9 protein-coding genes and 1 riboswitch are annotated in these 14,464 nt (G+C 43.1%); of the genes, 5 read left to right on the forward strand and 4 right to left on the reverse strand.

Annotation, left to right across the window (positions count from 1 at the left end; all coding sequences use genetic code 11):
• Nucleotides 1–162 precede the first annotated feature (162 nt).
• Nucleotides 163–1,068, forward strand: coding sequence for a L,D-transpeptidase (locus ABEB05_RS00875; protein WP_265786655.1), 906 nt, complete (start codon nt 163–165; stop codon nt 1,066–1,068).
• Nucleotides 1,069–1,123: 55 nt separating this feature from the next.
• On the opposite strand, the gene ABEB05_RS00880 is transcribed toward ABEB05_RS00875, so the two are convergent.
• Together ABEB05_RS00880 and ABEB05_RS00885 are read right to left on the reverse strand one after the other, a co-directional pair.
• Complete coding sequence (locus tag ABEB05_RS00880) at nt 1,124–1,741, reverse strand: Tll0287-like domain-containing protein (protein ID WP_265786657.1); 618 nt, start codon at nt 1,739–1,741, stop codon at nt 1,124–1,126.
• Between the two features lie 109 nt (nt 1,742–1,850).
• The gene (locus ABEB05_RS00885) at nt 1,851–2,210 is read right to left on the reverse strand and encodes a hypothetical protein (protein ID WP_265786659.1); all 360 of its coding nucleotides are present in this window, start codon (nt 2,208–2,210) and stop codon (nt 1,851–1,853) included.
• A 216-nt stretch (nt 2,211–2,426) separates the two neighbouring features.
• Between ABEB05_RS00885 and ABEB05_RS00890 the strand changes: the two genes are divergently transcribed.
• Nucleotides 2,427–2,720 (forward strand): hypothetical protein, encoded by a 294-nt coding sequence (locus ABEB05_RS00890; protein ID WP_265786661.1) that lies wholly within the window; start codon nt 2,427–2,429, stop codon nt 2,718–2,720.
• Nucleotides 2,721–2,864: 144 nt separating this feature from the next.
• A riboswitch (TPP riboswitch) is annotated at nt 2,865–2,967 on the reverse strand.
• Nucleotides 2,968–3,263: 296 nt separating this feature from the next.
• Here ABEB05_RS00890 and ABEB05_RS17075 read toward each other — a convergent pair.
• Nucleotides 3,264–3,455 carry a TraR/DksA family transcriptional regulator gene (locus ABEB05_RS17075; protein WP_350356645.1) on the reverse strand — a complete coding sequence of 64 codons (192 nt, stop codon included), beginning with the start codon at nt 3,453–3,455 and terminating at the stop codon, nt 3,264–3,266.
• Nucleotides 3,418–3,669, reverse strand: a complete 252-nt coding sequence (locus tag ABEB05_RS00895) for a hypothetical protein (protein WP_265786663.1) — start codon at nt 3,667–3,669, stop codon at nt 3,418–3,420. The genes ABEB05_RS17075 and ABEB05_RS00895 overlap by 38 nt, the downstream gene beginning before the upstream one ends.
• Nucleotides 3,670–3,948: 279 nt before the next feature.
• Between ABEB05_RS00895 and ABEB05_RS00900 the strand changes: the two genes are divergently transcribed.
• The 3 genes from ABEB05_RS00900 (at nt 3,949) to ABEB05_RS00910 (ending at nt 14,449) form a co-directional block, all read left to right on the forward strand.
• Nucleotides 3,949–4,275: a DUF5335 family protein gene (locus tag ABEB05_RS00900; protein WP_265786664.1), complete on the forward strand. Its 327-nt coding sequence runs from the start codon at nt 3,949–3,951 to the stop codon at nt 4,273–4,275.
• Between the two features lie 17 nt (nt 4,276–4,292).
• Nucleotides 4,293–12,992 (forward strand): glycoside hydrolase family 94 protein, encoded by an 8,700-nt coding sequence (locus ABEB05_RS00905; RefSeq protein WP_345694223.1) that lies wholly within the window; start codon nt 4,293–4,295, stop codon nt 12,990–12,992.
• Between the two features lie 293 nt (nt 12,993–13,285).
• Nucleotides 13,286–14,449 (forward strand): chemotaxis protein CheB, encoded by a 1,164-nt coding sequence (locus ABEB05_RS00910; protein WP_265786666.1) that lies wholly within the window; start codon nt 13,286–13,288, stop codon nt 14,447–14,449.
• Nucleotides 14,450–14,464: the final 15 nt, after the last annotated feature.

The raw sequence follows: 14,464 nt of genomic DNA on the forward strand, positions 1-14,464 counted from the left end.
CGTGTATCTAAAACAAAGATGCAGATTAAAGAGTGTAGTATTTGAACTGACAGCATGCGGGGAAATGAACTACATTCTCTTCAGTAAATTACACTGATACGCTGGATTAAATAATTTTGTATCCTAGGCTTAAAATTGAACTATTATATCAATTCATGAGATATGGCATCATCCAGAAATATATTGTTCCTCTTGGTTACGACAGTGATTCTTTTCCTTTATTCCAACAAAAAAGAATCCATTGCCTCTTTTGAAGTTTCAGCCCCAGAAATGGCAGAAATTATTTACACTTTTGAAGATACAGTAAAGATTAAGGACTATTTTAAGGTGATGGACAACATTGTAAACCGCTATGACTCTTTGCTCACTTATCCAGTTTCGGAACATTTGATTGTCCGAAATAACCCTTGGGTTGTCGATTCGCTTGCTGCCACTGATTATTATGGATTAAAGGAACGGGGTATTACCAGTTTGAAGATTAAAGAACGCACCATATTCAAACCGGGAGATTCTCTGCTTATTCCCGATTCCGCAGCGGTTGATAGTCTGAATCGGATTTTTGAACAGACCTGGCTGGATATCAATCTTCCGGAATTTATACTACGAATTAGACAGGATAATAGCATAACCTATGAATTTCCAGTACGTATAGGACGTAATGAACGCAAATACCTGGCCATGGCTGGCAGGGTAGTGGATCTACGCACTCATACCGGAGAGGGAATCATTGTCCAGCACAGCAAAAATCCAAACTTCATCAATCCCAGCAATAACCGCGCCTACCACGTCACCCGTCGGGACGATGGGGTAGTGACGGATTTGCCCAATGTTCCCTGGCTCGTAACTGAGATCAATGGTATACACTATGGTGAGCTTATACATCCCACCACCAATATTGAGACTCTGGGCAAGGCGTACTCGAACGGCTGTATCGGTACTTCGGAGGCGGCCGCCTGGTACATTTATTATCACGCACCCTTAGGCACACGCATCGTTATTCGATACGATTTGGAGATTGTTAATGAAAAGGGAGATACCCTGAAACTGGAAAATATCTACAATCGGTAGCCTGCTTAAAATCCTTCGCTCCGGCGGCCATACATACTTGGCTGTACTTGGCTGTCTATTTATCCTCTTGATTGAAATAATTCGCCGGAAATTGAATACTCCAGATTCCCCTTAGCTCACCGATCTCAAAACCGGTGGCCATATCCTCGGGATACAACTCTTGAATGATCTCAACATCTGATTGTGAGATATCCGTCCCGGGACTGCCGTGACAACTCAAGCACAGTTGTCCTTGAATGCGAATAGGGGCGTGATAAATGATGGCATTTTCCCGGGTGTAGGTTACCGGTTTTAATTCACGGCCTTGCTCGATATTTCGTATATATTCTTTTATAGCTATCATTTCCAGTGAATCAGCTTTATTGACCGGATTTCTGGGCTGGTGAGACGCCCGCTGAAGCTCAATGCCGTAATGGGAAGCAAGGGAATCGGTAAGAGGCATTGCTTTTATATTACAAAATTCAAGGGCGTTGGATACACCTCCTTCACTCATGGCCTTTTGTAAATTACTACTTAGCGTCTTAAAAGATGCCGTAGTAATTTCCTTAGCTGCTTCGACCACTGCTGTTGTATCAATATTAACAACTTTGTCTATACTCTCGGATTGCCGATTATCATTTTCGGGGCTACAACTTAGTAGAAGCAGAAAAAAAGAAAGAATGGCAAATCGCATAATAGGATAGTTTTTTATGTAATGGTTGAACTATCCGTAAAATACGGCAGAAAGTCTTTTGGGAATTACAGTTAAGGATGAAACAGATGTAGTCTAAATCCTTACATTTTTACATCTCCCAGATCTGATCTACGGGCAGCTTGTTGTTTTGGCACCATTCCCGGACGGTGTCTTTGTTTCCGTAATGGGTTACTAGGATAAAATCAGCGTCCCATCGTTCATACCCCAGTTTAATAATTTTTTGTAGCGGTCGCTTGAGTCTTTTTAAATCTTTTGGATTATCTTCGATAAATTCAAAATAGTAAATGATTTCATTTTTTTGGGCCATTAGCGGAGGCGTATATCCCATCTCCTTTATGAGGGTATGATTGACTTGCGGATCTGGATATTCTGAATCATTGTTAATGCGTATATCCGAAAAATTTAGGTGCCTGAGCAACCGCGTAAGATTTTTAGTCAGCTCATCCATTGGGCATGGGATTCTTAAACGTTATATGGGTAACCTTTCTCTCAATTTTACTAGATAATAAAAGTCTACAGAATTAATAATTAGTTAGCAATATCATTTTAAAATTGATGGATTAAAAATCTCCAATATTATCGGGTATTTCATTACAACACGGTAAATAAGAAACGCTTATAATTTATTACAAAATAATCTTCACCTTCTTAAAAGGAGGTCCAAATGATCGTATTAAGTGGAACAGCAATTTTTTGGTTTACCGCATTGGGGCTGGTGATCGGCTCGCTTTATGGACTTATTATAAAAAAAGAAGGGATTTCAGTCATCGGAAATATAATATGGGGCGTGATTTCATCAGTTTTAACCGGATCACTTGGTATCTGGCTTAACTTTGGCGATGGACTGTTATTCGCTTTTATGTATACCATTGCCTTCCTGTTTATTGTGAATGTGTTTCACCAACACCATGAGGAGGACATCTATGGAAATAGTGAGCCACGTATTCGTTTGGAGTGATGGAAATGTAAGATTTATCCTCAAGCTTAATCAAGCATAAGTCCGGTTTATTTTAATGAACTTTGAATTGGGAAAGTAGAAGTGGAGAATTAAAAAAGCCCCCGCATACATATTATATACAGGAGCTTTGCCCTCAAGCAATTAAATTGAAGCCATTGGTTTCCTTTCGCCGGTATGGCCCGGATCAAGTTCAAGGGGTTTGATCTCAGTCTCAAATCTCTCGTTTGTGACACCCTCAACCGTTGGCTTCTTGTTGCCCACCTTCCAGTGAACAACGTAAAACCTGAGCACACTCTCTAAATCCCTTACTGTAAAGTGACTTATCAAGAAGTCGAAGGTAAATTTTCAGACTTACTTACGTTTGTACCATAGTACCTCCGTAAGCTGTGCTCTTATATTTATATCATTATTTAAAAAGAACTTCTATCACTTATCTATCTTTGATTTCTAATTATAAAATAGCTTTAGTAACGTTACCTGTATGTAGGAAAAATGATGAATAACCTGTAGGGTTTTCCCTACTTAACCTTTTTCGGATCTGAATTACAGGCTTTCATCTTTTCCTTGTTTCTTTGCTTCAATACTGTAACGGGTGTGAGGAACGGCTTCTAATCTTCCCTTGGATATTGGTTTTCCGGTAGCTTTACAGATACCGTAGGTTCCATCTTCAATTCTCTGTAGTGCTTCATTAAGTCGATTAATGGAATTTTCTGGTTCTTTGCAGGAACTGATAATTCATCTGTTTTTCTTCGGTATCGGAACCAAAATCTCCCATATGATGTGCAATAGAGGATTGATCCGCATCATCAGCTTCATTTAAGTTGGAAATATTATTTTCAATTTGTTCTTCCTGTTCTTCAGCTTCCCTGCGTTTTTCCAAAAGGAGTTCCTTAAAGTACTGAAGTGTTTGTTGGTCAAATGGGGACTTAATAGTGGTTGTAGTTTCCATAACATTACCTCATATCTGTTTGGATGATTTTCTGTTTATCTGTTTTACTTTTTAATAACCCAAAATATTAACTACCGGATTATAGTAGATTGATCTATAGATCCTGTAGTGTTATTTCTTACATCTTATCTAAGCTTTTAATTATTTGTGACTAGTAGCCTTTCTTTTTGTAGGGTATTCGCCCTCATTGCAGACGGGAATCTGACTGTAAACAATTGACATCTGGGTTTGAGATAATTATGGCAAATGAAACTTAATTCTTTAAACCGACTTACTGTTATGGCTATCAAGGAAATAGAAAAAAGAGAATGGGGTAATTATTTCAATTCTTTTTCTAAAAAATTCTTAAAAGACTCGCAGCCGGAATATGCTGAAATACGGGTATTAGCTGACGCACTGGGAATGCAGCCTGAAACGCAGTGGATGCTGCTGAAAGGGATCACCTATGATGATAAGTCTGATTTGCTGGATATTCAGTTGGATAAATTAAACCGGTTAATTCACCACCCGGAAAAAATATATGTTGATGAAGCGGATGAGGGATGGTTGCTCAGTTTTGAGGTGGTTCAGCCAGACGGTACCAAAAGTATCATTGAAATACGTTAATCATCGCTACATAACCTATGGCTCCTAAGTCCAAATTAATGTTTCAGGCTAAACTGCTGAAACAGGATGCGAAAGAACTTTCCCGCAGACATACTTTTACTTATCAGAATAAAGATATTTTACCTATAAAGCCGCGGCTTGAGGAAGCGAAAGAAGGATTGACAAAGGCATATAAAATTCTGGCTACATCGGTTAAGCAGAATAAAGATATCACGCCAGCCGCCGAATGGTTAATTGATAATTTTTATATCATCCAGGAGCAAATTGTTCAGGTAGAGAATGATTTTCCCATCGGTTATCAGCGCAATATCCCCCACCTTTCTTCTGGGTCTAATATGGGGTTGCCCCGTGTTTATGATCTTGTGCAAAACTTGGCACTCCATACCGATAATGTAATTGATATTGAAGGTCTGACCCGGTATGTCCAGAGTTATCAGGAGGAGGTACCGCTAAAGGTCGGTGAGCTTTGGGCTATCCCTGTTATGGTACGTTTAGTACTCATACGCCATTTGGCATTAAAAGCCAGCCGAGTGCTGAAAAGGCGTAATATCCGGACAGATATCCAAGACCTCATCAATCAGTTAGTGGAGCATGATACTGATGAGCCGGGAAGAGTGTTGCGAAGGGTTATCGAATGGTTGGACGAGCGAAAAGATTCGTATGATGATCGATTACTTTACGTTGAACTTGCTCACCAATTACAGGGGGCGGGACTGATATCCGAAGAGGAGAAGAAATGGTTCGAGTACAGGCTGCGCTCTCATGATACAACACTCGATGAAGCCCTGAGAGACGAAGCACAGCGACAGTCCAAACTACATGTCAGTATCCGGAACGCTATCCTTTCAATGAGGGAGGCTTCCGAAACGGAGTGGCAGGAGTTTGTTGAAGAGTGCTCCATTGTTGATCAGATTTTGCATCTGGATCCAATGGAAATTTTTACAGATATGGATTCAGGCACTAAGAATAAGTACAGAAGTACTGTTGAGCGGTTGGCCAGCCACTCAGAATATACTGAGAAGCAAGTGGCAGAAGAAGTGCTTGTGCTTTCGGAAAGCCATATTAATCACTCTGGCAGGGATGCCAATGATATTTTTAAGGGTTACTCGGTGTTGAAAAAACATGTGGGCTATTACCTGCTTGGGGAAGGTTATGATGAGTTGACCCGGCGTATCAGATATGATATGCCGCTGGGCGAACGCATTCGACGAAAACTTGAGGAAACAGCCGGTTATTACATTGGATTTATAGCTTCTTTTACCATCATTTTACTGGCAGTGCTCTGGCTGGCTACTGATGCTATAAGTTCTTCTATATTTGTTTCTTTGAGCGTACTGCTGGTAGGATTTTTTCCCGCCCTTGAGCTGTCAATCTCAGCCATAAACCGCTTGTTTGTATTTTCGCTACCTCCCCGGATACTCCCCAGAATGAGGATTAATAAGGAGATACCAGGCCAGGCCCGCACCCTCATTGTAGTGCCTACCCTTGTCGGATCACCTGCGGAGATGGAACACCAGCTGGAAAAACTGGAAATTACCTCATTGGCGAATCCCGATCCGGGGCTGCAATTTGTCTTGCTGTCTGATTTTACGGATGCCGATCAAGAGCATATGCCGGGAGATAAGAGTATTCTTGAAAGGGCCGAACGAGAAATAAACAGACTCAACGAGAAATATTCGTCCAGCTACGGTGATAAATTTTTTGTGCTGCACCGCCAGCGAGATTGGAATCCTTCAGAAGTAAAATGGATGGGCTGGGAACGAAAACGCGGGAAGCTGGAAAAGTTGAATGAGTTACTTTGTAACCCGTCGGGTGGGTCTCCATTTCCATATATGATGGGCAATTTTACCAATTCTATCCAGAAAAAACCCGTCCGGTTCGTTTTAACCCTGGATGCCGATACCCGAACTCCACCCGACAGTATCATCGACCTGGTGAGAATAGCTTCTCATCCACTGAACAGAGCCTTTTACGATAGGGAAAAAGATCGCATTACCAAAGGCTACGGTATTATTCAGCCCCGGATATCCATTCCCCCCGATGCAGCAAACAAGTCTTTATTTGCACGAATATTTTCTGGGAATGTAGGCATCGATCCGTACACTACCGCTGTATCGGATATTTACCAGGATTTGTTTGGAGAAGCGATTTTCACGGGTAAAGGTATTTATGACGTACGTGCTTTTCATACGGTTCTTAAAGATCGGTTCCCCGAGAATAGAATACTATCGCATGATTTAATCGAAAGCAATTATGTACGGGCGGCGCTAAGTACAGATATTGAACTCTTCGATGAGTATCCAACGAACTACGCTAGTTATTGCAAAAGAAATCACCGGTGGACACGCGGTGACTGGCAGATTGCAAGATGGCTCTTCCCTCGCGTTCCTGGACCCGACGGGACCACAAAAAATCCAATTAATTTGTTATCACGCTGGAAGATATTTGATAATTTGCGTCGGTCGCTCAATCCTTTCTTCCTAACGCTCTTTTTTGTGACTGGGTGGTTTTGGTTGCCCGGATCTGCCCTTATATGGACAATGGCCGCTTTTGGTATTCTTGCTTTTCCCATATATGTGAGCTTCTCAACGGATATATTCAATCGTCCTGCCCGTATAAAATGGAAATTATATTTTGAAAAAGTCCGATCAAACTTAAAAATAAATACCGTTCAGGCTATTTCGACACTGGCTATTCTTCCTCATCAAGCGGTTCTCCAGCTGGATGCTATCGGCCGAACCCTGTGGCGCTTGATTGTTGCAAAAAAACGGCTGATGGAATGGACCTCCGCTTCACAGGCTGAAAGCCTTAGTGCAAATGATCTGGGTTCTTATTTCCGTTCTATGGCAGCTTCGGTTGTCTTAGGAATAGGTGTCTTAGTGGCGGGAATATTGATTGATCCCGCTGATCTCTGGATTGTTATCCCATTTTCAATGCTGTGGATAAGTTCTCCCTGGTTTGCTAAGTATTTCAGCACCACCGACCGAGAGAAAAAAAGTGAGCTTTCTGATGATGATAAAATAAAGCTGCGGACTTATGCCCGGCGCACTTGGTTTTATTTTGAGCGACTGGTCACTGAAGAATATGCTTGGCTACCCCCTGATAATGATCAGGAGGATCCCCCGCTTCCACCGGTTGCCCGTACTTCACCGACCAACATCGGGCTGACACTTGTTTCCACGCAGGCAGCCTATGAAATGGGATATATTACGGTAAGCGAACTTTTGACTCGGCTGGAGAATACCCTGAACTCACTGGTACAGCTTGAACGCTACAAAGGTCACTTTTACAACTGGTACGAAATTAATTTGGGAGAGGCTCTAAGTCCTAAATATGTATCTACTGTTGATTCTGGTAATCTTGCAGCGGGACTTATTGTAATCAGACAGGCTGTAGGTCAGCTTATGAAGCAACAGAATCCCAGCGGTGCTTTTTGGAATGGACTGAGGGATACAATTGAAACCCTGAGATCTATTGTATCCGATCTTAAAGAAGAGGTTAATAATGAGGATGTATGTACTGAGATGATAGCTTGCCTGAATGCAATGGAGGATTTATTGAAGAGTGAAGAGCCAGCTACGGTTTCAGGCACCCTCCAGCTATTAGATGAATTAAAAGAGACAGCCTGTAATCTATGCGGAAAAAATATTATGGAGCTTCGCGGTTTACTTGGGGATGAGCAAATGGATGATTTGCTTTACTGGCTGGAAAGTCCACTTCGACAGATAGATAGTTATAAGCATGAATTGAGAAAATTGGAAAACTCCGCTTCGGAAGATTCTCTGCAATCATCACCTGAAGAGCGTTTAAAAAATCTGGGGAATGAAACAGAAAACAGTAGTGCATATAAGTTGTTGAAAAGGTGGGAAGATCAAATTCAATCTATAAATGATATCAGTGAGCGATTGGTATCCGAGATGGATTTCCGCTTTTTGTATGATAAAAAACGCGGATTGTTCAGCATTGGTTATAATGTGGAGAAAGCGGAGCTTGACGAGGGGACCTATGACCTGCTGGCCAGTGAAGCTCGTATTGCTTCACTGATTGCCATTGCCAAAGGAGATGTTCATTCGGAACATTGGTTCCGGTTGAGCCGGCGGTTAACCAGTCGTCATCAACATGAGTTTCTGCTTTCCTGGGGCGGAACGACATTTGAATATCTGATGCCCCACCTGTTTCAGAGGTCGTATCCTAATACCTTGCTAAGCCATACCTATGGACACATAGTGGATCTGCAGCGCGAGTATGCAAATAAATTTGACCGCCCCTGGGGATTCTCTGAAAGTGCCTATAACAGTCTCAATATGGATTTGAATTACCAGTACCGGGCTTTTGGGGTACCTGGACTTGGCCTGAAAAGGGGATTAGCTGAGGATTTTGTTGTCGCGCCTTATGCTTCTGTCTTATCGTTGATGGTAGATCCTAAAAAATCACTGGATAACCTGGAAGAACTGGAAAAAATAGGGGCACTCGGGCTGAAGGGATTTTACGATGCTGTTGATTACACACCGGATCGCCTAGAGAAATCAGAATCCTTTAAATTGGTAAAAACGTATATGGTGCATCATCATGGGATGAGCCTTATAGCCCTTTTGAATGTACTGCAGGGTTGGTCAATTCATCGTTATTTCCATTCCCATCCCCAAATTAAAGCCTGCGAACTCTTACTGCAGGAACGTATCCCACGCGGTATTCCGGTCAAAGAACCCTACCCGATTGACGTAGAAATGGAACCCGGGGAGCAGCAAAGTGTAACGTATACTGTTGATCATGCGGGAATGAATAATATTGATGATTCCCCTCCACGAGTACACCTGCTATCAAATGGCCAATTTCATTCGTTTATAAGTCACGCCGGTACCGGAAGTTCCCGCTATGAAGATATCAGACTCACAGGATGGGAAGCTGATGCTACGGAAGATCCGCTGGGTCAGTTTATATATGTCAAGGACCGGGAAAGTGAAAAATATTGGTCGGCTTTTCATCAACCGGTAAAACGGAAACCTGATCGCTACGATACCTGGTTTCACAATGGGAAGGTACAGACCTCTAGAGTGGATGACTGGATAGAAACGACAACGGAAGTATGTGTATCACCGGAGAATCCCATTGAGCTTAGAAAAATTACGCTCACTAACTATTCCGACCGCCAACGAACCCTGGAGCTTACCAGCTATGCCGAAATAGTACTTAATGGAGCAGAAGACCATAAATCTCATCCAGCTTTTTCAAAGTTATTCCTGCAAACCGACTATCTGGCTGAGCATCATGGTCTTCTAGCCTGGCGCAGACCTCGAAGTGCTGATGAGGATTCTATATGGATGGTCCATATGGTAGCAAGCCATGACCTGGAAAATCTTTCGGAACCGCTTCAATTTGAGACCGAACGGGCAAACTTTATAGGGCGAGGTCGGTCGCTGGAGAATCCCTGTGCTATGGATGCAGGGTATAAGCTCAGTGGATCCATAGGGAATGTGCTGGATCCCATACTTAGTCTGCGACGATCAGTGATATTGGGTCCGGGTGAAAAGATAAGTATTACCTTTGGTACTGGTTGGGCCGGGAGCCGGGAAGAAGCAGAAGAGCTGGCAGATATGTTTGATAATCCACATGCCGTTGAACGCGCTTTCGAACTTTCTTCCATCTATAACACGGTGGAGCTAGAGCATGTTGGAATAAGTAGCACACAGTTTCAGTATTTCCAAAAAATGACAGGGTATTTGTTATATAATGATTCCCGATTTAGAGCAGATTTGGATGTACTTATTCAAAATCGCCACCAGCAATCCGGATTATGGTCATACGGGATTTCAGGGGATTATCCGATTATAGTATTCAGAATTAGCAAGACCGATCAGTTAAAGTCACTGAAAAAGATGCTGAAGGGGCATCTCTTTTGGAAACATCGTGGGCTGAGAGTTGACTTAGTGATTGTTAATGACCATCCACCGAGCTATGCTGATGAGCTGCAGGAAGGTATCCAGCGGATAGTAGAAGCCTTACACAGCAGCCACCGGGGACATGGAGAGGGGGATGTATTTACGCTGCGGTCTGACCGCCTGTCCCATAAAGATTTGACACTGATCCTAACGGTTGCTTCAGTAGTGTTAAAAGGTAGTCTCCCAAAAATGGAAACGCTTATCTCTGCTAATACTGAAGAGGTAAGCTCCTTTAGCGAGGACCGTGAGTTTCAACTGTACCAGAAAGCCTCGATAGGTGATCATAAGCCTGAGGAAGATGAGGAGGTTGTAAAAGATCTCCAATTTTTCAATGGTTATGGAGGTTTTTCCAATAATGACCGTGAATATCGTATTATTATTAAGCCTGATTTTGATCAAGCAATATTTCAGTATCCCCCGGCCCCCTGGATCAACGTAATTGCCAATTCAAATTTTGGATTTCTGGCTACCGAAAGTGGAGCCGGATATACGTGGAGTGAAAACAGTCGGGAAAATAAATTAACTTCCTGGTCTAATGACCCGGTGCTTGATCCGCCGGCTGAGGCATTTTATATCCGCGATGAGGACAAAAAGATCTATTGGTCGCCCACACCGGCCCCTGTATCCGGACAAAATCGCTATGAGGTGTCACATGGATTCGGATATACGAGATATGAACACACCTCTTATGACATAGAATCCAAACTGTTGCAATTTGTACCTGAAAATGATCCGGTTAAGATTTCAAGGTTAACAATACGCAACAAAAGCGACGAAAGTAGACATCTTTCTCTGTTTAGTTATCGTGAATGGGTGTTAGGTATCAACCGGGAAGATTCTGCTCCTTTTATAATTCAGGAAGCTGACCAAGACAAGCATGTAATCTATGCGCGAAACCATTACAACAATGAATTTGCTGGTCGTGTAGGTTTTGCTTCCTCTTTAACAGAGGCAAAGAATGGAGCTGAAATTTCGTTCACAACTGATCGCCAGGAATTTATTGGTCGAAATGCTTCGCTGAAAACCCCAGCATTCGTTATAGCAGAATCTCACCTTGATAATACTGTTAAAACTGGTGGAGACCCTTGTGCTGCTTTTCAGATCAAGGTGGTTGTGGAACCGGGAGAAGAAATTGAATGGATAACAGTAATGGGAGAAACAAAAAACAGCGAAGAAGCGGAAAAGCTCGTCCAGAAATACCAGCATAAGACGGAGGTGGACAGCGCATTTCGGGATATAACAGCGTTCTGGGAAGAGCGTCTGGGACGCATTCACATAGATACCCCCGATTCCTCCCTTAATCAAATGATGAACGGTTGGTTGATGTATCAAAATATAGCCTGCCGTATGCTGTCACGAACAGGCTTCTATCAGGCTGGTGGAGCGTACGGTTTTCGCGATCAGCTGCAGGATGCCATGACTGTTTTATATGTTGATCCCCAGATGACGCGGGAACAAATTTTATTGCATGCGTCCCGACAGTTTCCAGAGGGTGATGTACAGCACTGGTGGCATCCTCCGACGGGTCGGGGAGTGCGAACCAAAATATCGGACGATCGGCTTTGGCTTCCTTATGTGGTCAACTTTTATATCGAGTCGACCGGGGATGAGGAAATTTTGGAGGAGCAAGTTTCATACCTCGAAGCCCGGACACTAGAAGACGATGAACACGAGGTTTACCTGCAACCCCAGCAGTCTAATAAAAAGGCTTCCCTTTATGAACACTGCATCAGGGCCATCGAGGTCACCATGAAAACTGGTAAGCACGGTCTGCCGTTGATGGGGACCGGCGACTGGAATGACGGTATGAACCGAGTGGGGGACGAAGGAAAAGGTGAGAGCATATGGCTGGGGTTCTTCCTGCATATTATCTTAAAAGAGTTCACAAAATACTGTGAAAAGCAGGGAGATAAGGAAAGAACTGAACGCTACCACACAGAGGCTCGGAAGTTAGCGAAACATCTCAACAAGGAAGGATGGGATGGAGAGTGGTATCTGCGGGCTTTCTATGACGACGGCACCCCGTTGGGTTCTGCTGGGAATATGGAAGGACGTATAGATGCCATCGCACAATCTTGGTCAATTATATCGGGGGTGGCCCCCAAAGAGAAAAATAAAAAAGCTCTTGAGGCTTTGGAAACGTATTTAGTTTCGAAAGCGGATCGTATTATCCGTCTGCTCACCCCGCCTTTTGATCAAACGGACAAAAACCCGGGATATATTAAAGGGTATATTCCCGGTGTACGGGAAAATGGGGGACAATATACCCATGCTGCAGTATGGGCGATTAAAGCATTTGCTGAAAGTGGATTGGGAGACAAGGCTGTCGAGTATTTACATATGATAAATCCGGTTAATCATACTTCGACTCCTGAACAGGTCTCGGAGTACATGGTTGAGCCTTACGTGGTGGCGGCCGATGTCTATGGCGAACCACCACTCACGGGCCGGGGAGGTTGGACCTGGTATACCGGATCAGCAGGGTGGATGTACCGGGTAGCCCTGGAATCGATTCTGGGTATACATATCAAAAAGAATGTAATGACGATCAATCCCGTGATTTCGTCGGATTGGAATTCCTACCGTGTGAAATGGAAGCTGAGAGATGGAGAAACCGTTTACCAGTTGGAAATCCTTAATCCTGATGGATTGCAAAGCGGGGGACTTGAAGGAACGGTTGATGATGAGCCGGTTTCTTTTTCCAAAGGTAAAGCCAGGATCACTTTGAAAAGTGATAGAAAATACCATTCCATATCATTACAACTTATCAGTAAATGAATCAGAACATGTTATTAGCAAATTACTCCTGTAATAAAATGTAATGCATTCCCTCACATTTTATCCCCCGAAGACCGTACAACAGCTGACGGAAAGAGATAGTATAATCCAATAGACAACAATTAATCCGAGACCTGTCTTCTAAAATGGCTTTGGATAGCATTTTGGAAAGATGTCATTTGATATAGATGCGGAAACCAACTGGCTGTGTATGAATTATATAAATAGGGAGGGTTGCTTCCCAGAATGTTGAACAATGCAGGCAGTGGGATGAAAAGTAGAAGGAGTTTGCCATGGAAAAAATTAAAGTACTTGTTCTTGATAATAATATAGTAGTCCGGCAGGCCATTGCTGGAGTGCTGAAACGGAAGTCCGATGTAGTGGTTCGGGTCAGTGGAGAGCTAACAAAAAGTGAACAATTGGTTAGTAAAGAAAATCCTGATGTTGTTTTATTGGATATCGAAAATTCGGCATCGGACGGATATACGATTTTTAATACCCTACGGATACGATTTCCAAAACTGCCGATAGTGGTTATTAGCTCGCGTTCAGAAAGGGGAGCTGAGGCTGCAATTTATGCTCTTCAAAATGGGGCGGTCAATGTTTTTACCAAGCCGGAAAAAAGTAATGCCCTTTTATTTTCCAGTCATCATTTTGGAAAGCGCTTGCCACAGATAATACGAGGAGTCGAGCGGGTGATTAGGAGAAATGCTGTCGATGGGTGGAGTATAGAGAAAACAGCCCACCAGAAATCAGAAAAAACGGAGGAACAGCCGGAAAGAGAAGAACTAAGGATAAACAGAGGACCGGTCAGACTGATTGTTACAGGAGGCAGTATGGGTGGACCGAAGGCATTGAATGAGATTCTCAAGAAGCTCCCTGCTGATTTTTCGGTTCCGATTATTTCTGTCCAGCACTTTCCCAGGCATTATACCCGGGAATTGGCAAGGATTCTAAAAGACGTATCCCCTTTGGCTGTAAGGGAGGTTCTTGAGGAGGAAGTACTTATGCCTGGAACGGCTTGGCTAGCTCCAGGAGGCCACCATTGTGAAATTATAAAGAGCGGTAACCGGCCTTTTGTTAAAGCCCATCGTGGTCCCAGAGAAAATGGGAACCGTCCTTCTATTGATGTCCTTTTTAGATCTGCGGCAAGATTATATGGAAAGGGTGTATTGGGTATAATTTTAAGTGGGGATGGAGTTGATGGATTGGCCGGGGCCCGGACAATCCGGCAGGAGGGAGGGCATGTCATCGTTCAGGATCCCCGGGATGCAAAGGTTGATGATCTACCGTTGTCTGTGATAAGAGAAGGTATGGCCAATCACTATTCTTCCGCAGAACAGATAAGTCAACAGCTTCAAAAATATGTGATGCAGCCCCTCGATAACCGAGAGATGGAAGGATATACTCATATTAATATTTTTAACAGAAATCAGGACTATTTCAGAACCTTATAATGAATCAACATTCTC

The sequence above is a fragment of the Fodinibius salicampi genome (genome assembly GCF_039545095.1).
Classification (GTDB): domain Bacteria; phylum Bacteroidota; class Rhodothermia; order Balneolales; family Balneolaceae; genus Fodinibius; species Fodinibius salicampi.

What these genes read in the sequence shown, in the direction of transcription:
- ABEB05_RS00875 (WP_265786655.1), top strand. Translation starts at nt 163, where the DNA reads ATGGCATCATCCAGAAATATATTGTTCCTCTTGGTTACGACAGTGATT.
- ABEB05_RS00880 (WP_265786657.1), bottom strand. Translation starts at nt 1,741, where the DNA reads ATGCGATTTGCCATTCTTTCTTTTTTTCTGCTTCTACTAAGTTGTAGC.
- ABEB05_RS00885 (WP_265786659.1), bottom strand. Translation starts at nt 2,210, where the DNA reads ATGGATGAGCTGACTAAAAATCTTACGCGGTTGCTCAGGCACCTAAAT.
- ABEB05_RS00890 (WP_265786661.1), top strand. Translation starts at nt 2,427, where the DNA reads ATGATCGTATTAAGTGGAACAGCAATTTTTTGGTTTACCGCATTGGGG.
- ABEB05_RS00895 (WP_265786663.1), bottom strand. Translation starts at nt 3,669, where the DNA reads ATGGAAACTACAACCACTATTAAGTCCCCATTTGACCAACAAACACTT.
- ABEB05_RS00900 (WP_265786664.1), top strand. Translation starts at nt 3,949, where the DNA reads ATGGCTATCAAGGAAATAGAAAAAAGAGAATGGGGTAATTATTTCAAT.
- ABEB05_RS00905 (WP_345694223.1), top strand. Translation starts at nt 4,293, where the DNA reads ATGGCTCCTAAGTCCAAATTAATGTTTCAGGCTAAACTGCTGAAACAG.
- ABEB05_RS00910 (WP_265786666.1), top strand. Translation starts at nt 13,286, where the DNA reads ATGGAAAAAATTAAAGTACTTGTTCTTGATAATAATATAGTAGTCCGG.